The sequence below is a fragment of the Antribacter sp. NEAU-D49 genome (genome assembly GCF_057158775.1).
The window spans coordinates 74883-96973 of the sequence record NZ_JBXTSN010000011.1; the positions used below are offsets into that span (position 1 = coordinate 74883).

The 22091-nt window shown below is 73.0% G+C and carries 18 protein-coding genes; 13 read left to right on the forward strand and 5 right to left on the reverse strand.

All coding sequences use genetic code 11. The features are described from left to right. The first annotated feature begins 159 nt into the window (after positions 1-159). Together AC060K_RS10615 and AC060K_RS10620 are read left to right on the forward strand one after the other, a co-directional pair. On the forward strand, positions 160-1974 hold the full coding sequence (locus tag AC060K_RS10615) for a glycoside hydrolase family 35 protein (protein ID WP_483765395.1): 1815 nt from the start codon (positions 160-162) through the stop codon (positions 1972-1974). Between the two features lie 120 nt (positions 1975-2094). After that, positions 2095-3510, forward strand: coding sequence for an RICIN domain-containing protein (locus AC060K_RS10620; RefSeq protein WP_483765396.1), 1416 nt, complete (start codon positions 2095-2097; stop codon positions 3508-3510). Positions 3511-3625: 115 nt separating this feature from the next. Here the strand turns inward: AC060K_RS10620 and AC060K_RS10625 are convergent, their stop codons facing one another. Both AC060K_RS10625 and AC060K_RS10630 read right to left on the reverse strand, forming a co-directional pair. Next, positions 3626-4789, reverse strand: a complete 1164-nt coding sequence (locus AC060K_RS10625) for a LacI family DNA-binding transcriptional regulator (RefSeq protein WP_483765397.1) — start codon at positions 4787-4789, stop codon at positions 3626-3628. Next, on the reverse strand, positions 4786-6693 hold the full coding sequence (locus tag AC060K_RS10630) for a heparinase II/III domain-containing protein (RefSeq protein WP_483765398.1): 1908 nt from the start codon (positions 6691-6693) through the stop codon (positions 4786-4788). Before AC060K_RS10630 ends, AC060K_RS10625 begins: the two co-directional genes overlap by 4 nt. A gap of 209 nt (positions 6694-6902) precedes the next feature. On the opposite strand from AC060K_RS10630, the gene AC060K_RS10635 reads away from it, so the two are divergent. The 6 genes from AC060K_RS10635 (at position 6903) to AC060K_RS10660 (ending at position 13989) form a co-directional block, all read left to right on the forward strand. Further along, complete coding sequence (locus AC060K_RS10635; protein WP_483765399.1) at positions 6903-7913, forward strand: hydroxyacid dehydrogenase; 1011 nt, start codon at positions 6903-6905, stop codon at positions 7911-7913. After that, a complete protein-coding gene (locus AC060K_RS10640; protein ID WP_483765400.1) occupies positions 7910-9985 on the forward strand; it encodes a DUF2264 domain-containing protein in 2076 nt (691 codons plus the stop codon). The genes AC060K_RS10635 and AC060K_RS10640 overlap by 4 nt, the downstream gene beginning before the upstream one ends. Positions 9986-10066: 81 nt before the next feature. Continuing rightward, on the forward strand, positions 10067-11377 hold the full coding sequence (locus tag AC060K_RS10645; RefSeq protein ID WP_483765401.1) for an ABC transporter substrate-binding protein: 1311 nt from the start codon (positions 10067-10069) through the stop codon (positions 11375-11377). Between the two features lie 91 nt (positions 11378-11468). Continuing rightward, a complete protein-coding gene (locus tag AC060K_RS10650) occupies positions 11469-12431 on the forward strand; it encodes a carbohydrate ABC transporter permease (protein WP_483765402.1) in 963 nt (320 codons plus the stop codon). Further along, a complete protein-coding gene (locus tag AC060K_RS10655) occupies positions 12431-13270 on the forward strand; it encodes a carbohydrate ABC transporter permease (protein ID WP_483765403.1) in 840 nt (279 codons plus the stop codon). Before AC060K_RS10650 ends, AC060K_RS10655 begins: the two co-directional genes overlap by 1 nt. After that, positions 13267-13989 (forward strand): DUF624 domain-containing protein, encoded by a 723-nt coding sequence (locus AC060K_RS10660; RefSeq protein WP_483765404.1) that lies wholly within the window; start codon positions 13267-13269, stop codon positions 13987-13989. Before AC060K_RS10655 ends, AC060K_RS10660 begins: the two co-directional genes overlap by 4 nt. 7 nt (positions 13990-13996) lie before the next feature. On the opposite strand, the gene AC060K_RS10665 is transcribed toward AC060K_RS10660, so the two are convergent. Beyond that, positions 13997-14650 carry a response regulator gene (locus AC060K_RS10665; protein ID WP_483765405.1) on the reverse strand — a complete coding sequence of 218 codons (654 nt, stop codon included), beginning with the start codon at positions 14648-14650 and terminating at the stop codon, positions 13997-13999. After that, positions 14647-15774 carry a sensor histidine kinase gene (locus AC060K_RS10670; protein WP_483765406.1) on the reverse strand — a complete coding sequence of 376 codons (1128 nt, stop codon included), beginning with the start codon at positions 15772-15774 and terminating at the stop codon, positions 14647-14649. Before AC060K_RS10670 ends, AC060K_RS10665 begins: the two co-directional genes overlap by 4 nt. A gap of 130 nt (positions 15775-15904) precedes the next feature. Between AC060K_RS10670 and AC060K_RS10675 the strand changes: the two genes are divergently transcribed. Together AC060K_RS10675 and AC060K_RS10680 are read left to right on the forward strand one after the other, a co-directional pair. Beyond that, positions 15905-16633: an ABC transporter ATP-binding protein gene (locus AC060K_RS10675; protein WP_483765407.1), complete on the forward strand. Its 729-nt coding sequence runs from the start codon at positions 15905-15907 to the stop codon at positions 16631-16633. Beyond that, the gene (locus AC060K_RS10680; protein WP_483765408.1) at positions 16630-17532 is read left to right on the forward strand and encodes an ABC transporter permease; all 903 of its coding nucleotides are present in this window, start codon (positions 16630-16632) and stop codon (positions 17530-17532) included. The genes AC060K_RS10675 and AC060K_RS10680 overlap by 4 nt, the downstream gene beginning before the upstream one ends. Before the next feature lie 6 nt (positions 17533-17538). Here the strand turns inward: AC060K_RS10680 and AC060K_RS10685 are convergent, their stop codons facing one another. Then, positions 17539-18282, reverse strand: a complete 744-nt coding sequence (locus AC060K_RS10685; RefSeq protein ID WP_483765409.1) for a GOLPH3/VPS74 family protein — start codon at positions 18280-18282, stop codon at positions 17539-17541. Between the two features lie 257 nt (positions 18283-18539). On the opposite strand from AC060K_RS10685, the gene AC060K_RS10690 reads away from it, so the two are divergent. The 3 genes from AC060K_RS10690 to AC060K_RS10700 all read left to right on the forward strand — a co-directional run bounded on the left by AC060K_RS10690 (position 18540) and on the right by AC060K_RS10700 (position 22042). Then, a complete protein-coding gene (locus AC060K_RS10690) occupies positions 18540-19532 on the forward strand; it encodes a LacI family DNA-binding transcriptional regulator (protein ID WP_483765447.1) in 993 nt (330 codons plus the stop codon). A gap of 177 nt (positions 19533-19709) precedes the next feature. Then, positions 19710-21344, forward strand: coding sequence for a xylulokinase (locus AC060K_RS10695; protein WP_483765448.1), 1635 nt, complete (start codon positions 19710-19712; stop codon positions 21342-21344). Continuing rightward, a complete protein-coding gene (locus tag AC060K_RS10700) occupies positions 21341-22042 on the forward strand; it encodes an L-ribulose-5-phosphate 4-epimerase (RefSeq protein WP_483765410.1) in 702 nt (233 codons plus the stop codon). The genes AC060K_RS10695 and AC060K_RS10700 overlap by 4 nt, the downstream gene beginning before the upstream one ends. Positions 22043-22091: the final 49 nt, after the last annotated feature.

Consider the following 22091-nt stretch of genomic DNA (forward strand, 5'->3'; position numbering starts at 1 on the left):
GGGGGGGGGGGTGTTGGGGGGGTGTGTGGTTGTGGTGGCCCCCCGCCCGGCCCCCCCCCCCCCCCCGCGGAACTGCCGAAGCAACGTGCGCAGCCGGAGCAATGTGCGCGCACCGCACCGCACCGCACCCACCACCACACCCAGAGAGGCCCGCAGCCCATGCCCACGTTCGAGATCGGCGAGCAGGACTTCCTGCTCGACGGCCGCCCGCTGCAGATCGTCAGCGGAGCGCTGCACTACTTCCGGGTGCACCCGGACCAGTGGGCCGACCGGATCCGCAAGGCGCGGCTCATGGGCCTCAACACCATCGAGACGTACGTGGCGTGGAACTTCCACTCGCCCACCAAGGGAGAGTTCCGTACCGAGGGCCGCTACGACCTGGGCCGGTTCCTCGACCTGGTGGCGGCCGAGGGGCTGCATGCGATCGTGCGCCCCGGCCCGTACATCTGCGCGGAGTGGGACGGCGGCGGCCTGCCGGCGTGGCTCTTCGCCACCCCGGGAGTGGGCGTGCGCCGGGCGGAGCCGCAGTTCCTGGAGGCCATCGGCGGCTACTACGCGGACGTGCTGCCGATCCTCGCGGTGCGCCAGGTGACCCGCGGGGGACCGGTCCTGGCGGTGCAGGTCGAGAACGAGTACGGCGCGTACGGCGACGACTCCCCGGAGGACCGTGCCACCTACTTGCGCGCGCTCGTGGCCCTCACTCGCGCGCAGGACATCGAGGTGCCCCTCTTCACGTGCGACCAGGCCAACGACGAGCACCTCGCGCGCGGCGGCCTGCCCGAGCTGCTGCGGACGGCCACGTTCGGCAGCCGGAGCACGGAGCGCCTGGCGACGCTGCGGCGGCACCAGCCATGGGGCCCGCTCGCCTGCATGGAGTTCTGGGACGGCTGGTTCGACTCCTGGGGCCTGCACCACCACACGACCCCGCCCGAGGCGAACGCGCAGGACCTCGACGATCTGCTCGCGGCCGGCGCCTCGGTGAACGTGTACATGTTCCACGGCGGCACCAACTTCGGCCTCTCGAACGGCGCCAACGACAAGGGCACGTACCTGCCCATCACCACGTCCTACGACTACGACGCGCCCCTCTCCGAGCACGGCGAGGTCACCGCGAAGTACCTCGCGATGCGCGACGTCATCGCCCGGCACCGTACGGTTCCCGCCGAGCTGCCGGCCCCGGCGCCGTCCGCGCCCGAGGCAGTGGTCCCGCTCGACCGGCGCGTGCCGCTGGCCGACCTGCTGCCCCTCCTCGGCGAGCCGCGCCGCACCGAGCACCTGCCCACCCACGACGAGCTGGGGCAGTGGTCGGGCTTCACCCTGTACAGCACCTCCCTGCTGCCCGACGACGGCGTGGTCACCTTCGCGGACGTGCGCGACCGGGCGTGGGTGGCCCTGGACGCCGAGCCCGTCGGTGTGCTCGGCCGCACGGAGCACGTCCGCACGCTGCCGCTGCCGCGCCGGTCCGGCGAGCTCACCCTCCTGGTCGAGGACGAGGGCCGGGTCAACTACGGGCGCCGGATCGGTGAGGCCAAGGGCCTGGTGGGCCCGGCGCGCACCGCGTCGCGCGAGCTCACCGGCTGGACTGCGGTGCCGCTCGCGTTCGACGGCGCGGACGGCCTGCTGGACCCCCGCGTGGCGGAGGCGGTACGGGGAACCGCGCCGGCGTCGCCCTCGCCGTCGGGCACCGTGGCCGACGGCGCCCCGTTCGCCGGGCCGGTCCTGTGCCTGGGCGTGCTCGAGACGGAGGCCGGTGCCGACCACTTCGTGCGGCTCGACGGCTGGACCCGTGGGCTGGTGTGGGTGAACGGCTTCCCGCTGGGCCGGTTCCGGGCGGCGGGGCCGACGGCGACGCTGTACGTGCCGGGGCCCGTGGTGCGGGAGCGCAACGAGGTGGTGGTGCTCGAGGTGCAGGGCGCCGCAGCTCCGGTGGTGCGGTTTGTCGCCGGCCCGGACCTGGGACCGGCGGAGGCCTGACCCAGGCCGGGTCTTGAAGGAATGTTAACGTTCCCATAGGCTGGGAATACCCGTCTTTGGGCGATCTGCGCGCGACGATGCGTGCCGGTCTGTCTGCACTGCGAAGAAGGAGTGTGGTCCATGCGACGCCTCACAGCGTTCGTCGCCGCCTTGGCCTGTTCGTTCGCGACGGCCCTCGCCCTGACCGGGCCGGCTGAGGCGGCGCCCCAGACAATCCCCAACGCCACCCAGTTCACCGACACGTCGGGCAACCCGCTGCACGCCCACGGTGGCGGCATGGTGAAGTCGGGCGGCTACTACTACTGGATCGGCGAGAACCGGAACGCCGACAACACGTTCCGGTACGTCAGCTGCTACCGCTCCACCGACCTCAAGAGCTGGTCGTTCGTGAACAACGTGCTCACGGAGAACAGCCACAGCGAGCTGCAGACGGCCAACATCGAGCGGCCCAAGATCATGTACAACGCGTCGACCGACCGGTACGTGATCTGGATGCACAAGGAGAACGGCACCGACTACAGCGAGGCCCGGGCCGCCGTCGCCGTGTCGACCACCAACCAGCCCTGCGGCAGCTACACGTACCAGGGCAGCTTCCGGCCGCTCGGCCACATGTCGCGTGACATCGGCGTCTTCGTGGACACCGACGGGACCGGGTACATGTACTCCGCCGCGCGCGAGAACTACGACCTGCACATCTACCGGCTGACGGCCGACTACCTCGGCATCGCCGCACTGGTCGCCGACCCGTGGCACGGCGGCCACCGCGAGGCGCCGGCCCTGTTCAAGCGGGGCAGCGTCTACTTCATGCTGACGTCGGGCGCCACGGGCTGGTCCCCGAACCAGCAGAAGTACGCCACCGCGACCAGCATCGCCGGCCCGTGGACCGCGATGCAGAACGTGGGCGACAGCACCACGTTCGGTTCGCAGACCGCGTTCGTGCTGCCGGTCCAGGGCACCTCCGGCACGTCCTACCTGTACATGGGAGACCGGTGGGGCAACTCGATCGGGTCCAACGTCAACGGCTCCAAGTACGTCTGGGCGCCGATCACGTTCCCGTCGAGCACGACGATGAGCATGAGCTACTACCCGGAGCTGGTGATCGACGCCGCGGCCGGGACGATCTCCGGGCAGGGCGGGCCCTTCCAGTCGCTCACCGCGCGCCACAGCGGAAAGTGCGCCGACGTGACGAGCGCCTCCGGCTCGCCCGGCGCGCAGCTCAAGCAGTGGGACTGCAACGGCGGCGGGAACCAGAAGTTCTGGTTCAAGGCGACGAGCACCAGCGGCTACTACAACCTGCTCCCGATGCACTCGAACCTGTGCCTGCAGGAGAACGCCACCACGGTGACGCAGGAGGCCTGCGGCTCGGGGACGAACCAGCAGTGGCAGGTGGTGACGTCCGGCTCCTACGTGCAGCTCAGGTCCCGGGCCACGGGGGAGTGCCTCGACGTGAACGGGGCGTCCACCGCCAACTCCGCCGCGATCATCACCTACACGTGCGGCAGCGGGCAGAACCAGCAGTGGACGCGTTCCGGGTGACGGGCCGGTAGGGCCGGCGCGGCACCTGCCGCGCCGGCCGTGCCACGGCGCTCGAGCCTGCCGAGGCCCGGTGTCCCCCCGCACCGGGTCTCGACAGGCCCGTCCGCCGTGGCGCCTACCTGCTCGACGCCCGCACGATCAGCCGCGGGCTGAGCAGCACGCGGTGCACCGGGCGGTCCGGGCCCTCGGCGATCCGCCGGGCCAGCAGCTCGACCGCCGTTGCGCCGATCGTCGACTTGGGCGGCCGGATCGCCGTGATGGGCGGGTCGGCCAGACCCGCGACCTCGTCGTCGTACGCCACGACGGCGAGGTCCTCGGGCACCCGCAGGCCCCGCTCCTGCGCCCGCTGGACGAGCGAGATCGCCTCCGGGTCGGAGTGGACCAGGAGCGCGGTGGCGCCCTGGCCGGCGTCCGTGCCGCGGCACGCGTCCAGGGCCCGTTCCATGTCTGCCGCCCAGCCCGGCTCCGAGTGGTCCACGGTCTCGATGTCGGGCACGTCGGCGTCGAGCCCCAGCTCCGCGATCGTGGCCCGCCAGCCGTCCCGCACGACCGTGCGGTGCGGGCTGTGCAGCGAGGCGACCAGGCCGATCCGGCGGTGCCCCGCCGCGGCGAGGTGCCGCACGGCCAGGCTCGCGCCGAGCGCGTGGTCCGTGATCACCGACTCGAGGTGCTCGTGGTACGGGCCCACCGTGGCCCGCCGCTCCATCAGCACCACGGGCACGTCCAGCCCCGACAGCCACAGCGCGAGCTCCGCGCCCTCGTCCCCGCCCGTCGGCGGCGCGACGAGCAGCCCCGACACGGCCGGGCCGCCCTCGGCCGTACCCGCGCCCACGAGCGCCGCGACCTGCCTGCGCACCTCGCCCGGCTCGTACGACGACCCCCGCAGGATGATCCGCAGCCCGGCACCCGGCGCCGTCGTGCGGGCGCCGCGGATGACCTCGGGCCAGTAGTAGTCCAGCGACGGCACGACCATCCCGATGGTCCGCAGCGACCGCTCCATCGCGCGCTCGACGGGGCTCCCCGCCGCGTCGTCGGGCGACGTGGCGGCGTGCCCGCCGCCGGGCCCGCCGTTCGCCTCGTGCCCCGCCAGACGTGCCCCGCCATGCACCTTCTGCAGCACGCCCTCCTCGGCGAGCTGCGCCAGGTCCCGCCGGACCGTCACCGGCGTGACGCCCAGGGTGCGCGAGAGGTCGCTGACGCGCGCCGAGCCGTTCGCCCGGAGCTCGTCGAGCAGGCGGGCGCGTCGCTCGGCCGGCAGGGGTGCGCTGGTCGCGGTCATCGGAGCTCCTCCGGGTCAGGTGTGCCCATCGTCACGCAGAACGTGCCGCGCGGGGACTCCGCGCGCAGGGTGAGACGGAGCCGGGTCAGACGGCTGCCCCAGACGTCCGTCATGAGCGGGTCGTCGAGCTCCTGGACGTCGAGCGACGCCTCGACGGCGTCCGCGTCCCAGGTGAGCTCCAGCGGGCGCTCGCCGTGGCGGGCGACCGCTCGGCCATCGCCGAGGGTCACCTCCCCGGCCAGCAGCCAGTGCCAGGCCGTCCGCCCGTCCGCTGTGGGTATGGCTGTGGCGGGAACTCCCTCTGGAATTGCCGCCACAGCCATACCCGCAGCGGGCGGGGGGTCGGCGAACGTCCAGCGGTCCTCGACCGTCACCCGGCCGGCCCCCCGGTCCAGCGTGACCTCGCGCCACCAGCGTTCCAGGCCTGTTCCCGGATAGGCAGCGGCGAGGTCGAGCCGGGCGCGCCAGCCGCCGGGCCCGTCGTCGACAGTCATGTCCCGGGCGGCGTGCGCGCGGCCGGGCGGCTGCTCCACGCCACGTACCCGCGGCACGTTGTGCCAGTCGGCGCGCAGTGCCCAGATCGAGTAGCGGTCGGGGCCGAACGTCGCGGCGGTGTACGTGAGGCGCCCGGCGTCCACGACCACCGGGACGCCGTCGAGCGCCACCACCACGTTGCCCACGTCGTCGTGGTTGTGGTTCTCGTCGTTGTGCCCGCCCTTGACGCTCACGGCGACCCCAGCGGCCGTGCCGGCCGTCTGCCGCGCCAGCGCCACCTCGGTCTCCGGCAGCCACACCCCGGCCACGAGCGGCGGCGAGGCGGGCGCGGTGGCGGCCCAGCCGTCGTCGGCCAGCATCGTGACCGCGCGGGGGAGGCTCGCGCGCTCGTCCAGGAGGATGCCGGGCGCCTCGCGGTACGACGCCGCATGGCGGGCCGCCGCGTCGTCGCCCAGCCGGGCGGCCCACGAGTGGAGCACGTTCCACGGGTACCGGACGGCGGGGCGGGCCGTCCCGTCGGCGACGTTGAGGTACCACCCGCCACCCAGGTGCATGGCGTGCGGGAAGGCAACGGTGGCCCGGATGGCTGCGAGCGACGCCTCGCTCGGTGGCGTGCCGGTGGCGCGGTCCAGAAGGTCCTGGGCCTCCAGGGCGCGCGCCGCCCCCTGCCACCAGTACTGGTAGCCCTCGTCCACGCCGCCGTCGGCCGGGAGGGAGGCCCAGTAGGCGTCGAGACCCTCGGCGACGAGGGCGACGGTGCGCTCGCGGCGGGCGGGGTCGGGCTCGAGGACGAGTGCGGCCGCGAGGACGTTGCCCTGGATCCACGGGCTCCAGTTCATGATCGGGTGATCCACGCCGAGCCACCACCAGTCGCGGCGCTCGGTGAAGGGGCGCAGCACGCGGTGCGCGGCCTCGACCCGGATCCGCTCACGCACGCCGGGCGCGCGCTCGTCGAGCAGGGCGCCGAGGAGGTGGTCCGTCCAGGCGAGCTGCGCGGCCACCTCGCCCGCACCGAGGTCGAGGTACGGGTCGGTGACCGTGGGAGTGATGCTGCCGTGCCGGGTGAACGTGTCGTCGTGCGCGGCCCAGCACCAGCTCGACTGCTCGCAGAGCAGCACCACGCCGTCCACCACCTCGTCGACCCACCGGTCCGCCGGGGTGCGGAGGGCAGCGAGGACGGCCCGGGTGAGCCGCGCCTGGCGGGCGGCCACGAGGTTCTCGTACTCGGTGCGGTCACCGTCCCGGAAGAAGCGGGCGTAGTGGCTGGTCAGCGGCTGCGGCCACGGTGAGCCGCGCTCTGCCTCGGCCTGCGCCACCACGTCGGCGAGCGCGTCCACCACCCTGGGCGCGTCCCAGTACCCGCGGTCGGTGACGGTGGGGGCGGGCAGCACCGTTGCTGCGTCGGTCATACGATCCTCCGGATCCATTGTGATCGAACCTGATCGTATCTCAGAACGAGACTGAACTGTTATGCATGGTTGCGCTTGCGCTCACCGGGGTCCGTGCGCTTCACTAGGGCCACTGCTGATCGGTGATGATCGAAAATGTTCGATCGCGCCGATCGGCGCGGTGAGGGCTCGGCTGCCCTGCACCACTGACTCGATGGAGAGGAGTGACGATGCGGCGCCCTGAGGCCATGCTCGTGATGAGCGACGAGACCTTCCGCACGCAGTTCGGGCGGGAAGAGCTCGATCGACTCGCACGACTCGCGGTCCTCGGCGACCCGCTGCACGTCACGGACCTCGACTCCGAGCAGGCGCGCAAGCGCCTCGCCCACGTCGAGGTGCTCCTCACGTCCTGGGGCGCGCCGGCCCTCACCCCCGAGCGGCTCGCCGCCGCGCCCGGCCTGCGGGCCGTGCTGCACTGCGCCGGCTCGGTGCGCGGGCTCGTCACGGACGAGGTGTGGGAGCGGAACCTGCTGGTCACCAACGCCGTGGACGAGAACGCGCTGCCCGTCGCCGAGTTCACGTTCGCCGCGATCATCCTCGCGGGCAAGCGGGCGCCGTTCCTCGCGGCCTACGCCCGGGAGCGCCGCGACGACTGGTCCGTCGCAGGCGAGCACGGCGAGCTGTCGAACCACGGTCGCACGATCGGCATCGTGGGGTACTCCCGGACCGGACGCCGCGTGGTCGAGCGGCTCGCCGCCCTCGAGACCCGGGAGGTGCTCGTCGCCGACCCGTACGCCGACGCCGCGGCCGTGGCCGCTGCCGGAGCCCGGCTGGTGCCGCTCGACGAGCTGCTGGCCGCGAGCGACATCTGCTCCCTGCACGTGCCCGCGCTGCCCGAGACGGTCGGCATGATCGGCGCCCGCGAGCTCGCCCTCCTGCCCGACGGCGCCACCCTCATCAACACCGCCCGCGGCGTGGTCGTGGACACCGACGCCCTGGAGCGCGAGTGCGTCTCCGGGCGTCTCTACGCGATGCTCGACGTGACCGAACCCGAGCCGCTCCCCGCGTCGTCGGTGCTGTACGACCTGCCGAACGTCATGATCACCCCCCACGTGGCCGGTTCGCTCGGCTCGGAGACCCGCCGCATGACGGGCGCCGCGCTCGACGAGCTCGAGCTGTACGCCCGCGGCGCCGCCCCCCGCGCCGCGGTGACCCGAGCCGACCTGAGGACCGTGGCATGAGCGGCGTCGCGGACGTGCGGACCGCGGCCGGGCGCGAGGCCGCGGGGCGCGAGGCCGCGGGGCGCGAGGCCGACCTGCGCGACGGTGCCGCCGCCCGTGCCTGGCTCGGCTCCTACGCGGATGGCCTCCTCGCCGCCGTGCGCCCGTACGCCTCGCCGAGCGGCTCGCTGATCACGCTGCCCGGCGCGCCGGGTGGATACGGGACGGCCGTGGACGGCCTGGAGGGCTTCGCCCGCACGTTCCTGCTGGCGGGCTTCCGGCTCGCGGGCGAGCGCGGCGCCGACCCCACCGACCTGGCCGGGCGCTACGCCGCCGGGCTGGCGGCCGGCACCGACCCGCACCACCCCGAGCGCTGGGTGCGGCCCGAGGAGCACGCCCAGGCCAAGGTCGAGGCGGCGTCGCTCGCCCTCATCCTCGACCTCACCCGTCCGTGGATCTGGGACCGCCTGGACCCCGCGGTGCAGGAGCACACCGTCGAGTACCTGAGCAGCGTCGTGGGCGACGCGGGCTACCCGCACAACAACTGGGTGTGGTTCCGGATCGTCGTCGAGACGTTCCTGCGGTCCGTGGGCGGGCCGTGGTCCGCGGCGGACCTGGAGCGTGACCTCGCCGTGCACGACAGCTTCGTCCGCACAGACGGCTGGTTCTCGGACGGCGACGAGCGGTCCTACGACCACTACGCCGGCTGGGCACTCCACCTGTACCCCGCGGTGTGGGCGCGCATGCAGGGCGCCGACGAGGCGTTCGCCCCGCTGCCCGGGACGCGTGGTTCCCGGGCCGAGCGCGACGTCGCCCACCTCGACCGCTACCTCCAGGACGCCGTGCGCCTCGTCGGCGGCGACGGCTCGCCGCTGCTCCAGGGCCGCAGCCTCGTCTACCGTTTCGCGGCCGCGGGCCCGCTCTGGGCGGGCGCGGTCTCCGGCGTCCCGAGCCTGGCGCCCGGCCTGCTCCGGGAGGCCGCGGTGCGCACCGTCGCCCACTTCGCAGACCGCGGCGCGCCGGGCGACGACGGCCTCCTCACCCTCGGCTGGCACCACGAGTGGCGTCCGCTCGCCCAGCGCTACAGCGGCACCGGCTCGCCCTACTGGGCGAGCAAGGGCCTGCTCGGCCTGGCGCTCCCCGCCGACCATCCCGTCTGGACTGCGCCCGCCGAGCCCCTCCCGGTCGACACCGGCGACGTGCTCGCCGTCGCCGCGGCGCCCGGCTGGGCGATCAGCGGCACGCGGGCCGACGGCGTGGTGCGCGTCGTCAACCACGGCACCGACCACGCCTTCGAGGGCGACGCCGTCGGCGACTCCCCGCTCTACGCGCGCCTCGGCTACTCGACGGCGACGTCGCCCCTGCTCGACCCGGACGCCTGGACCGACCCGGTCGACCAGTCGGTGGTGCTCCTCGACGCCGACGGACGGGCCACCCACCGGTCCGGCTTCCGCACCCTGTGCTGCGAGCTCGTGGCCGACGACGCGTCGGCCGCCGCGGGGGTCCTCGCCTCCGTGGCCGACGTCCACTGGCTCGACGCCGACCTGACCGCTCCCGACCACGGGTCCGGCAAGCCCGGAGTGGCGCGCCCGGCAGGCATGCTCACCACGGTGAGCGTGGTCCGGGGCGCCTGGGAGGTCCGCCTCGTCCGCGTCGACTCGGCCGTGGGTGCCGTCTCCCTCCGGGTGGGCGGCTGGCCGGTCAGCGGTGCGGCGGTGCGGCACGCCTCGGGATCGCGGTCCGACGGCGCCACGGGCACCGCCGCGACGGCGACCGCCCGCACGAACGACGGTCGGCGGCTGGTCAGCCGGCTCGTCTCCCTGCACGGTCTCGACCGTGCAGGGACGACCGGGTCGGCGGACGCCACGCCGCTCGGACCTGCCACGGGCACCCCCTGGCTCGTGACGGAGGACCTGCGCACCGGCCGCTGGCTGGTCTGCGCCGTCGGCCTCTACGGAGCGCCGGCCACCGACGACGTGACCTCCGGGCCCGAGGGCGGCTTCGCCGTCGGGCACCCGGCGGTGCGCCTCACCTCGGGCCAGGCCCACGTGACCTGGCCGGACGGGCGGGGGACCAGCGTGTCCCTGCCCTGACCACCCCAGCCGTCCCCGCGGGGTCCTCGACCCGAGCGACCCCGGTACCGGGGCCAGTCCACCACTCGAAGGAGAGTAGGAATGAACCGCAAGATCATGACCGCGGTCGGCGCCGCCGCCGCGGCAGCGCTGACCCTGACCGGGTGCGGCAGCAGCGCGCCCGACGCCGAGGCGGAGGCCTCGTCCGGCCCCGTCACGATCAGCATGGCCGGCTGGGACCTCGCGGCGGTGCCCGAGTTCCAGACCCTCGCCGACGCGTACCACGCGGCGAACCCCGACGTGACGGTCGAGATCAAGGAGTACCCGGCCGGCAACGACTACGACACCGCGCTGACGGCCGACCTGGCCGCCGGTACGGCGCCCGACGTCTTCATCGTCAAGAACCTCAAGAACTACATCACGTTCCAGGCGGGCGGCACGCTGCTCGAGATCTCCGACGTGGCGGCCGAGCTCGACCCGGCCACGGGCGGGCTCGAGTCGATGGCGATCGACGGTGCCACCTACGCCGTGCCCTACCGCCAGGACTCCTGGGTCCTCTATTACAACAAGGACCTGTTCGCGCAGGCCGGCGTCGCCGAGCCCGACGGCTCGTGGACGTGGGAGGACTACGACAAGGCTGCGACGGACCTGTCCGCGGCGCTCAAGGCGGCGGGCTCCACGGCGACCGGGACCTATCAGCACGGCTGGCAGTCGGTGGTCCAAGGCTTCGCGCTGGCGCAGTCGGAGGACGCGTCGCTCGAGGGCGGCGACTTCAGCTTCTTCGAGCCGTACTACGAGCGGGCGATCGCCCTGCAGGACGCCGGGGCCCAGCCCACGTACGCGACCGTCACCACGAACAAGCTCACCTACCAGGCGCAGTTCGGCACGCAGCAGGCTGCGATGCTGCCGATGGGCTCGTGGTACATCGCGACGCTCGTGAAGCAGCAGGCGTCGGGCGAGGCCAACGCCTTCGAGTGGGGCATCGCGCCGATCCCGCAGCTCGACGCCTCCACGGCGGGCCTCGACAACACGCCCGTCACGTTCGGTGACCCCACCACCATGGGCATCAACGCGGGCATCGACGAGTCCAAGGTGGCCGCGGCGAAGGACTTCCTGAAGTTCGCCGCCGGCCCGGAGGGCGCCGCCGCGCTCGCCGCCATCGGCATCACGCCGGCGCTGATCGACGACACCGTCACCGAGACGATCTTCGGTCTGGAGGGCGTCCCCGCCGACGACCTGTCGAAGTTCGCGTACTCGACGCACGAGACGCTCCCCGAGAACCCGGTGGGCGAGAAGACCGCAGCGATCCAGACCATCCTGGGCGAGACACACACCGCGATCATGTCGGGCTCCGTCCCGGTGGCCGACGGCATCGCCGAGGCCGAGGAGCGGGTCGCCAACGAGGTCGGCTGACCCACCCCGTCGAGGTAGTCGCTCCGTCCGACGGAGCGACTACCTCGGCACCCGAGATCTCTACCCGAACGTCCCGACGAGGAGACACCCCATGGCGACCACCGTCGTCGACCGTGCTGGAGGGCCGCTCGGTCCTCCTGGCCCCACCCCGCGGGGCGTGCCGTCGAGCCGCGCCCCCGGCGCCCGGCTCAAGCTGCGCAACGCCCTGATCGGCTGGACGTTCATCCTGCCGAACTTCCTCGGCTTCGCCGTCATCACCCTCGTCCCCGTGGTGACGCTGTTCTACATCTCGCTCACGAACTCGAACATCTTCGGCACCGCGCAGTTCATCGGCCTGGAGAACTACGTCAAGCTCGCGAGCGACAAGAGCTTTCACACGGCCCTGCTGAACACGTTCTACTACGCGGCGGTGCACATCCCGCTGACGATCGTGGTCTCGCTCAGCCTCGCGCTGCTGCTCAACCGCAAGATCCGCGGCGCGGCCTTCTTCAGGACCGTGGCGTTCTTCCCGTACATCACCTCGATCGTCGCGATCGCCGTGGTGTGGAACATGCTGTTCAGCCCGGAGTTCGGCCCCATCAACCAGTTCCTCGGCCTGTTCACCGACGGTGACCTGCCCGGCTGGACGGTCGACAAGGACTGGGCCATGCCGGCCGTCATCATCGTCGGCACCTGGCGCGACATGGGCTACTACATGCTGCTGTTCCTGGCCGGCCTGCAGACCGTGCCCGCCGAGCTGCACGAGGCCGCCCGCGTGGACGGCGCCAGCGCCTGGCAGCGGTTCCTGAACGTCACGCTCCCGTGCCTGCGCCCCACGATGTTCTTCGTCACGGTGATGATCACGATCGCCAGCTTCAAGGTCTTCGACCTGATCCTGGTCATGACCGAGGGCGGCCCCGGCCAGTCGACGCTCGTGCTGAGCCAGTACATCTACACCAAGGGCTTCGTGCAGTTCCAGTTCGGCTACGCGTCCGCGGTCGCCGTGGTCCTGTTCTTCATCTGCATCCTCGTGACCGTGGTGCAGTTCCTCTACAACAAGCGCAAGGAGGCGTGATGGCCGTCCGCTCGAGCACGGGGGCCACGGCCGCCCGCGTCGTCCTCTACGTCGTCCTCTGTGCCGCCGCCGCGGGCATCCTCCTGCCCTTCGCCTGGATGGTGATCTCGTCGCTCAAGACGAACAACCAGGTGTTCACGGTCCCGGTGCAGTGGATCCCCGACCCGGTGCAGTGGCAGAACTACGTCGACATCTGGGCCAAGTCGGACATGATGACCTGGCTCAAGAACACCGCGTTCCTCGCCGTGACCGTCACCTTCCTGCAGGTGCTCACGGGCAGCTTCGCCGCCTACGGCTTCGCGAAGATGCGCTTCCCCGGCCGCGACGTGCTGTTCCTCGTGTACATCGGCACCATCGCCGTGCCGTGGCAGTCGTACTTCATCCCGCAGTTCCAGATGATCTCCGGGTGGGGCCTGAACAACACCTTCTGGGCCATCATCCTGCTGCAGGCGTTCGGTGCGTTCGGCGTGTTCCTCATGAAGCAGTACTACGAGTCGATCCCGGACTCCCTGTGCGAGGCGGCCCGCATCGACGGCCTCTCGGAGTACGGCATCTGGTGGCGCATCATGATGCCGCTGTCCATCCCGGCGATCGCGTCGCTGACGCTCATCACGTTCGTCAACACGTGGAACGACTACCTCGGGCCGCTCATCTACCTGCGCGACCGCGAGCTCTGGACCATCCAGATCGGTCTCAAGTCGTTCATCGGCCAGTACAACACCGAGTTCGCCCTCATCATGACGGGCTCGGTGCTGTCGGTGCTGCCGATCGCCGTCATCTTCCTGCTCGGCCAGCGGTACTTCGTCGAGGGCATCGCCACCACGGGCGTGAAGGGATGAGCACGGCCACCGCGGCGCCGGGCCGCCGTCGGCTCCTGAGCCAGGAGACGTACGAGCTGGTGTTCGGCACGGTCTACACCGGGCTGATGACCAACCTGCTCCTGGTCGTGGCGTGCCCGCCGGTGGTGCTCGTGGCGGCTGGGACGGACCTGGCGGCGAGCTGGCCGCTGCTCGCCCTGACCGCGCCGCTGGTGGCCCCGGCCCTGACCGCGGCGTTCGCCGTCTTTGCCGCCCACGGCGCCGACGGCGCGGCCCCCGTGGTGGCCACCTTCGTACGGTCCTGGCGGCGGCACCTGCGCCGCTCGCTGGCGATCGGGACTCTGGCGACCGTCGTCGTGGTGGTGCTCGCGGTGGACATGGTCTTCTTCTGGGACCGGTCGGTGGGCGCCGTCGTGATTCCCGTGCTCCTCACGCTCGCGGCCGGGACCGTGGCCACCGCGGTCCTGGCCCTGGCGGCGGTCCCGGAGCTGCCCGCGGCGCGGCTGCGCGAGGTGCTGCTCTCCGCGCTCTTCCTGGGCGCCCGGCGCTGGTACCTGGGGCTGGGTTCGCTCGTGGTGCTCGGGATGCTGGTGGCGATGATCGCCACCAGGCCCGCCGTGGGCCTCGGTTTCGTCGCGGCCCCGCTGCTCTACGTGGTGTGGGGCGCGTGCCGGTTCACGCTGCGGCCGGCGCTCCCGGGAGAGGCGACCGGGTCGCCGTCGTCCCCCTCGCCGAGGTAGGCCCGGCTCACCCGCCCCCGCCCAGGATGCCCAGGTCCAGCGCCCGCAGCACCGCGCGCGTGCGGTCCCGGACGCCCAGCTTGAGGAACACGCTGGACAGGTGGTTCTTCACGGTGCCCGCCGCGAGGTGCAGGGCCGACGCGATCTCCGTGTTGGAGTAGCCGGCGGCGACGAGCCGCAGCACGTCGAGCTCGCGCGCCGTCAGGGGCTCCGGCCGCTCGAAGCCCGTGGTGCCGCCCGGCCGGCCCGACACCGCCCGGAAGAGCCGGTCCGTCAGGCCCGGCTGCAGCAGCACGCCGCCGGACGCGAGCGAGCGGATGGCGCCCACGAGCTGGTCGAGCGTGACGTCCTTCAGCAGGTATCCGCGAGCCCCGGCGCGCAACGCCCGCAGCACGAGCTCGTCGTCGTCGAAGGTGGTCAGGACGAGGACCGGCGTCCGCGAGCCTCTCTCGGCCAGCGCCTCGAGGGCGGCGATGCCGTCGCGGCGGGGCATGCGCAGGTCGAGCAGCAGCACGTCGACGTCGCCGCGCTCCACGAGCGTCAGCGCGTCGTCGCCGTCCTCGCCCTCCCCGACCACCTCGATCTCCTCGGAGAGCCCGAGCAGGCTGAGGATCCCCTGCCGCACGAGGGTCTGGTCGTCGACGACGGCGACCCGGATCATGCGGCAGGCACCCGGACGACGACGCCGAAGCCCTCGCCCGGCGAGGAGTCGACCCGCAGCTCGCCGCCGAGCTCGGCGGCACGCTCCGCCATGCCGGTGAGGCCGTTGCCGAGGCGTACGCCGGCCGACCCGTGGCCGTCGTCGCGGGCGTCCACGACGACGCCCTCGTCGTCGGACGTCACCTCGATCCGCAGGCGGGACGCGGCGGCGTGCCGCACCGCGTTGGTCAGCACCTCCTGCACGCACCGCACGACGGCGATCGTCCTCACCTCCCCGAGCGGGCGCCGCTCGTCGACCCGCAGGTCGACGTCGAGGCCCGGCACACGCTCGACGAGCGCCCGCAGCGTGGGCTCGAGCCCGGCCGGGGCGTCGCGGAGCGCGCCGACCGTGGCCCGGACGTCGCCGAGGAGGTCCTTCGCGATGGCGCGGGCGCGCGTCACGTGCTCGAGCGCGTCCCCCGTCGCGCGGTGCGACGCGACCTCGAGCTCCAGGGCGAGCGCCGTCAGCTGGTGGCCGATCACGTCGTGGAGGTCGCGGGCGATCCGCAGGCGTTCGGCGGTACGGGTGGACGTGCCGAGCAGGGCGGTCGCGGCGCGCAGGTCGGCGTGGGCGACCGCCAGGGCGGCGCGCGCCTCGGCCTCCCGGCGGGCGCCGAGGATCACCATGACGGCGAAGAGCTGGAACGACAGGTAGGTCATGGTCGTGAAGACGACCGCCGGCACCGTCGGGATGGCCATCGCGGCGCCGATGGCGATCACCACCGTGTTCACCGCGATCACCGCCGCGACGCCCCGGCGGGGCAGGACGAAGGCCGACGTCGCCGCGGTGACGACGAACAGGATCGCCGTCAGGCCCTCGTTCGGTGCGAGGAACCAGACCACGGTCTGGGAAGCGCTGAGGGCGACGACGGTGACGGTGTCCGGCAGCCGCAGCCGGACACCGCCGGGGAGCAGGCCGCTGTCGAGCGTGAACACCACGACGAAGACGCCGTAGGCGATCCACCACAGCGTCGCGCGCCCCGGGTCGGGGCTGGCACCGGCCGAGGTGAGGAGCATCCCGAGGCCGACCACGAGCGCCGCGAGGAGCCCGCCCGCAGCGCTCAGCCGCTCGTCACGTGGGGTCACTCCTGCATGCTACGAGGCGCTCCGCGCGCCCGGAGGTGCCATTGGTCATGGGTGCGACCGGTGCCGACCGGCACATCCGCGAACGGCCCCGCGATTCCTAGCGTGGTGGTGGCTGGAAGGAGGCCACGACATGCCAGTGGTGGAGATGCGCGACGTGCGCAAGGAGTACACCGGGGTGACGGTCCTGTCAGGGCTCGACCTCCGGGTCGAACGCGGCGAGATCGTCGCCATGCTGGGCCCCAACGGTGCGGGCAAGACGACGACGTTCGAGCTTCTGCTCGGGCTCGTGCGCCCGACGGCGGGCTCGGTCGAGGTGCTCGGCCGGCGGCCCGGAGGCGGCGTGCGGGCGCGGGTCGGCGCGATGCTGCAGTCCGCCGGCCTGCCGGAGCAGGTCACGGTGCGCGAGGTGGTGCGCCTCGTGGGCCGCTCCTACCCCCGGGCCCTGGGCACCGACGACGTCCTGGAGCGGGCCGCGCTGACGAAGCGAGCAGGGCGCACGGTGACCACGCTGTCCGGCGGCGAACGTCAGCGCCTGCTGCTGGCGATGGCGCTGGTCGGCGCGCCGGAGCTGCTCCTGCTCGACGAGCCCACGGCCGCCATGGACCTGGCGTCCCGGCGGGCGTTCTGGGAGCAGGCCCGGGCGAGCGCCGGGGACGGGGCCACGATCCTGTTCGCGACGCACGACCTCACGGAGGCGTCGGCCGTCGCCGACCGGGTCCTCGTGATCGCGGGCGGCCGGCTCGTCGCCGACACGACCGCCGACGCCCTCACGCACGACGGCGACGAGGACCTCGAAGAGGTCTTCCTCGCGCTCACCGCGGAGACGTCCTCCGCCCTCGACAAGGGAGACGACCGATGACGACCCTCCGAGCGGACCAGCCGGCGGGACCGGACCGGCCGGCGGGGCGCGGCCACGCGGCCGGTGCCCCGCATGTCGCCGGCGCCCGGCGCGAACCGCGGCGGAACGGCGGCGTGCTCGGGCTCCTCGCGCTCACCGCCGTCACCCAGGTGCGATCCGGCCTGCGGTCCGTCGAGTTCGCCGTCGGCGCGATCGCCATCCCTGTGCTGCTGTACGCCATGTTCGGCCTGCCGAACGCGTCCACCGAGCTGCCGGGCGGGACCCGGGTGGGCCTCGCGATGCTCGTCTCGATCTCCGCGTACGGCGTGGTGTCGCTCGCCATCTTCACGTTCGGCGAGGACATCGCCAAGGACCGCGGGCGGGGCTGGATCCGCACGCTGCGCGCGACGCCGTACCCCACGTGGGTCTACCTCGCCGCCAAGGCTGTGAGCGCGGTCGTCTACGCGGTGCTGATCATCGTCGTGATGTTCGCTGTCGCTGCCGGCGCCGGTGGCGTGGTCCTCGACCCGGCGCGGTGGGCGGCGCTGGCGGCGGTGATGATCGCCGGGGTGCTGGCGTTCAGCACCCTGGGGTTCGCGATCGCGTTCGTCGCCCGCCCGCGGGCGGCGGCAGCGGTCGCCAACCTGGTGTTCCTGCCGCTGGCCTTCGCCTCCGGCTTCTTCGTCCCCATGGGTGAGCTGCCGGAGGTGCTGCAGGACGTCGCACGGTATTTGCCCACCTTCCACTTCGGACGGCTCGCCTACGGGCTCGTGATGCCGGCGTCGGACGTCGAGTTCTGGACCGGCGCGGCCTCGGGACCTGTGTGGCTGCACCTCGCGTGGGTCGTGGTGCCCGCCGTGGTGCTGGGCGCGGTCGCGCTGCTCGCGGCACGGAGGGAGGCGGTGACGCGCCGGGGCTGACCCTGCTCAGGAGCTCGCAGCGGCACCGGCCGCCGCCGTGGAGGCGATGATCGCCGTCATGGCGGCGGTGGTGTCGTCGAGGACCCGCTTGACGGCAGGACCGGCCCACCCCGCGGCCGCGATCTCCTTGGCCCGGCGCTTCACCGCCCGCTTGTCGAGGTCGGGGACCACCCGGTGGGTGAGGTCCGTCGCGGCGAGGAGCGACACGAGGGCCGCCGTCCGCGGGTCGAGAAGATCTGCGGGCGCGGGCGGTGCGTCGACGACCGGGCTCGGGTCGGGGGCCGGTGCGACGAGCGCCGCGCGCACCCGTTCGCGCACGGCCGCCTCGACCTTCGGCGTGTGGGGCTTCCATACGGTGGTGGGGAAGATCCCGAGGATCCGTGCGGGTTCGGGCCGGAGCACCCCCTGCTCCGCGAGGCGGGTGAGGAGCAGGTCCTTGAGCCGGCCCGCGTGGTTCCGGAAGGGCGCCTGCCCCGACACCCGGGCGACGGCGTCCTTGGGCTTGCGGTCGTGGGCGTCGTCGAGGATCTGGGCGAGCAGCGGGTCGTGCAGGTCCGCCTGCCCGGTGCGACGGAAGCGGCCCCGGCGCACGTCGGTGTCGTGCTCGGCCACCTCGAGGGATCCCTGGAGCGTGAGCTCCACGAGGGCCGCTCCGGCGATCGCGGCGTGGAGCCGCGTGGAGTCGACGACGGGGCGGCCGGTGGTGTCGTCCAGGGCGAGGAGCAGGAACTCTTCGGCGAGCGTCAGCATGCGTGTCTCCTTCGTGGGCTACCTCAACGACACCACGCCGGGCGGCCTCGCACATCCGCCGGAAGGTGGATCTCTGGACCCCTCAGGAGGGTGAGCGGGACGCGCTCGATCATGTGAGCGCACACATTCAGCCCGGAACGAGGCAGGATGGGCCCGTGAACGATCCAGCAACGGCGGAACGACCCGCCGACACGGGCAGCGTGGGGAGCCGCAGCGACGCGGCTGTCCCGGCGAGCCGGCCGGTGCGCCCTCCGGCCATGTCGGACGTCGCGGCCCTGGCGGGCGTGTCCCACCAGACCGTCTCCCGCGTCCTCAACGACCACCCCAGCGTGCGGGACGACACGCGGCGCCGTGTGCTGGACGCGATCGCGACGCTCGGCTACCGGCGCAACGTGGCCGCCCGCGCGCTCGCGACGGCGCGCTCCGCGACCATCGGCGTGGTGACCACGGGCTCAGCGCTCTTCGGCCCCGCGAGCACGCTCATCGCGGTCGAGGAGGCCGCGCGCGAGCAGGGGTGGTACGTCTCGGTCGCCACGATCCGGCAGTACGACGGCGCCACGATGCACCGGGTGCTCGACCACTTCATGGACCAGGCGGTCGAGGGCATCGTGGTGATCGCGCCCCAGGCCGACGTCGCCGCGGCGGTGCACGAGTTCCGCGCGCCGGTGCCCGTGGTGCTCATCGCCGCGGGGGAGACCGAGGCGGCGACCATCCCCCTGGCGGTGGACCAGCGGCTGGGTGCGCGCCTCGCCACGGAGTACCTGCTCGACCTGGGCCACGAGTCGGTCCTGCACGTCTCCGGGCCGGGGGACTGGCTCGACGCCGTGGAGCGTGAGGCGGGCTGGCGGGCGGTGCACCAGGAGCGGGGCATCACGCCGCCGGAGCCCGTGGGCGCCGACTGGACCGCCGACCGCGGCTACGAGGTGGGTCTGGACCTCGCCGGCCAGATCCGTACCGGTCGCGGCCCGACGGCGATCTTCGCCGCCAACGACCACCTGGCGCTCGGCATGCTGCGTGCCTTCTGGGAGAGCGGGGTCAGCGTGCCGCGCGACGTGTCGGTCGTGGGCTTCGACGACGTCGCGGGGTCGGGCCACTTCGTGCCGCCGCTGACGACGGTGCGCCAGCCGTTCGACGAGCTGGGCCGGCGCAGCGTCGCCCTCCTCCTGGAGGCGGTCGCGGGTGGTCAGGTCGGCGCGGAGCTCATCCCGCCCACGCTGGTCGAGCGACAGAGCGCGGGCGCACCGGCGTGACCCGGTGTGCGCACCCCCGTGAGGTGCGCCAGGCTCATGATGAGACGTACCCTCTCTCTACAACGTTGAAGAAGGCGTGTTGCCTCGTCGGGGGCAGGGTAGTATGTGAGCGCTAACATCGGATTGTCGGTACGCAGGAGCAACGCCCGCGACGACGCGGGCGAGGACGGAGCAGCGATGGTGCAGCAGGACGAGGCCACCGACCTCGTGGAGGTCATCACCTCTGGCCGGGCGGTGCTCGGCATCGAGCTCGGGTCGACGCGGATCAAGGCGTGCTTGATCGGCCCCGACCACGCGCCGATCGCGACCGGCAGCCATGACTGGGAGAACCAGCTCGTGGACGGGGTCTGGACCTACTCGCTCGACGCCGTCTGGGCCGGTCTCCAGGACTGCTTCGCCCGCCTGGTGGCGGACGTCGAGGAGCGGTACGGCGTGCGCCCCACCACCTTCGGTGCCATCGGCGTCTCGGCGATGATGCACGGCTACCTGGCGTTCGACGCCCAGGACGAGCTGCTGGTGCCGTTCCGCACCTGGCGCAACACCAGCACCGGGCGGGCGGCCGCCGAGCTCACCGAGCTGTTCGGCTACAACATCCCGCTGCGCTGGTCGGTGGCCCACCTGTACCAGGCGATCCTCGACGACGAGCCCCACGTCCCCCGGATCGCGCACGTCACGACGCTCGCGGGCTACGTCCACTGGCGCCTGACCGGCCGCAAGGTGCTGGGTGTGGGCGACGCGTCCGGCATGTTCCCCGTGGACCCGGAGACCAGGGACTACGACCAGCGCCTGCTCGGCCTGTTCGACGAGCGGCTCGCGGCACACCGCCCGGGGCTCACGACCCGGGCGCTCCTGCCCGAGGCGCTGCCGGCCGGCCGGGAGGCCGGGAGCCTGACCGCCGAGGGTGCCGCGCTCCTCGACCCCACCGGCACCCTGCAGCCGGGTGTCCCGCTGTGCCCGCCCGAGGGCGACGCGGGCACCGGCATGGTGGGCACCAACTCCGTGGCGCCGCGCACCGGCAACGTGAGCGCGGGGACCAGCATCTTCGCGATGGTCGTCCTGGAGCGGGCGCTGAGCAGCGTCCACCACGAGCTCGATCTCGTCACCACGCCGGCGGGCGACCTCGTCGCGATGGTGCACTGCAACAACGGGGCCAGCGAGCTGGGCGCCTGGGCGGAGCTGTTCGGCCAGTTCGCCACGGCGGTAGGCAGCCCGGCCGGGCCGGACGAGGTCTTCGACGCGCTCTTCACGGCGGCCCTCGGGGGCGACGCCGACGGCGGTGGCCTCCTCGCCTACAACTACCTCGCGGGCGAGCCCATCACCGGCCTGGAGGAAGGGCGCCCGCTGCTCGTCCGCACCGCCGACAGCCGCCTCACGCTCCCCAACTTCATGCGGACGCAGATCTACGGCGTGTTCGGCACGCTCGCCCTGGGCATGAAGGTCCTGGCCGAGGAGGACGTCGCCCTCGACGCGATGTTCGCCCACGGCGGCCTCTTCCGCACCGCGGGCGTGGCCCAGCGGTTCCTCGCGGCGGCGATCGGCGCGCCGGTCGCCGTCGGGAGCACGGCGGCCGAGGGCGGCGCCTGGGGCGTCGCCGTGCTGGCCGCCTACCTCCGCGCCTCGGGCGAGGTGGACCTGGGCACCTACCTGAACGACCGCGTGTTCGCGGACGCACCGCTCGAGGTCGTGGAGCCCGCCGCCGACGACGTGGCCGGCTTTGCCGCCTACCTCGAGCAGTACAGCGCCGGCCTCGCGATCGAGCGGGCCGCGACCGAATCGATCCAGAACCGGAAGGAACGGAGCTCCGCAGCATGAGCACGCTCACCGAGATCCCCGCCCACCTGCGGTCCGCCGTGGACGACGCCAAGGTGCGCGTCGCCGCGCTGCACGCCGAGCTGCCCCGGTGGGACCTCGTCGTGTGGACCGCCGGCAACGTGTCGGAGCGCGTCCCGGACGAGCAGGGCGGCCAGGACCTGTTCGTCATCAAGCCGTCGGGCGTCTCGTACGACGACCTGTCGGCCGAGGCCATGGTGGTGTGCGACCTCGACGGGAACCTCGTCGAGGGCAGCCGCGCGCCGTCGTCGGACACTGCCGCGCACGCCTACGTGTACCGGAACATGCCCGAGGTGGGCGGCGTGGTGCACACCCACTCGACGTACGCGACGGCCTGGGCCGCGCGCGGCGAGGAGGTGCCCTGCGTGCTCACGATGATGGCCGACGAGTTCGGCGGCCCCATCCCCGTGGGGCCGTTCGCGATCATCGGCGACGACTCCATCGGCCGCGGGATCGTGGAGACCCTCACAGGCCACCGCAGCCCCGCGGTGCTCATGCGGAACCACGGCCCGTTCACCATCGGCCGCGACGCGAAGGCCGCCGTCAAGGCCGCCGTCATGTGCGAGGAGGTCGCCAGGACGGTGCACATCGCCCGTCAGCTCGGCGAGCCCGTCGCGATGGACCCCGCCGCGATCGACTCCCTGTACGACCGCTACCAGAACGTCTACGGCCAGCACTGACGCCAGGCCGCGCAGGCGCGCTCCCCCGTGCGCGTCCGCCCCCGAACGG

Coding starts and splice junctions, on each gene's coding strand:
- AC060K_RS10640 (WP_483765400.1), top strand. CDS start 7,910: ATGAGCGGCGTCGCGGACGTGCGGACCGCGGCCGGGCGCGAGGCCGCG.
- AC060K_RS10680 (WP_483765408.1), top strand. CDS start 16,630: ATGACGACCCTCCGAGCGGACCAGCCGGCGGGACCGGACCGGCCGGCG.
- AC060K_RS10665 (WP_483765405.1), bottom strand. CDS start 14,650: ATGATCCGGGTCGCCGTCGTCGACGACCAGACCCTCGTGCGGCAGGGG.
- AC060K_RS10655 (WP_483765403.1), top strand. CDS start 12,431: ATGGCCGTCCGCTCGAGCACGGGGGCCACGGCCGCCCGCGTCGTCCTC.
- AC060K_RS10685 (WP_483765409.1), bottom strand. CDS start 18,282: ATGCTGACGCTCGCCGAAGAGTTCCTGCTCCTCGCCCTGGACGACACC.
- AC060K_RS10615 (WP_483765395.1), top strand. CDS start 160: ATGCCCACGTTCGAGATCGGCGAGCAGGACTTCCTGCTCGACGGCCGC.
- AC060K_RS10675 (WP_483765407.1), top strand. CDS start 15,905: ATGCCAGTGGTGGAGATGCGCGACGTGCGCAAGGAGTACACCGGGGTG.
- AC060K_RS10700 (WP_483765410.1), top strand. CDS start 21,341: ATGAGCACGCTCACCGAGATCCCCGCCCACCTGCGGTCCGCCGTGGAC.
- AC060K_RS10635 (WP_483765399.1), top strand. CDS start 6,903: ATGCGGCGCCCTGAGGCCATGCTCGTGATGAGCGACGAGACCTTCCGC.
- AC060K_RS10625 (WP_483765397.1), bottom strand. CDS start 4,789: ATGACCGCGACCAGCGCACCCCTGCCGGCCGAGCGACGCGCCCGCCTG.
- AC060K_RS10695 (WP_483765448.1), top strand. CDS start 19,710: ATGGTGCAGCAGGACGAGGCCACCGACCTCGTGGAGGTCATCACCTCT.
- AC060K_RS10620 (WP_483765396.1), top strand. CDS start 2,095: ATGCGACGCCTCACAGCGTTCGTCGCCGCCTTGGCCTGTTCGTTCGCG.
- AC060K_RS10630 (WP_483765398.1), bottom strand. CDS start 6,693: ATGACCGACGCAGCAACGGTGCTGCCCGCCCCCACCGTCACCGACCGC.
- AC060K_RS10660 (WP_483765404.1), top strand. CDS start 13,267: ATGAGCACGGCCACCGCGGCGCCGGGCCGCCGTCGGCTCCTGAGCCAG.
- AC060K_RS10645 (WP_483765401.1), top strand. CDS start 10,067: ATGAACCGCAAGATCATGACCGCGGTCGGCGCCGCCGCCGCGGCAGCG.
- AC060K_RS10690 (WP_483765447.1), top strand. CDS start 18,540: ATGTCGGACGTCGCGGCCCTGGCGGGCGTGTCCCACCAGACCGTCTCC.
- AC060K_RS10650 (WP_483765402.1), top strand. CDS start 11,469: ATGGCGACCACCGTCGTCGACCGTGCTGGAGGGCCGCTCGGTCCTCCT.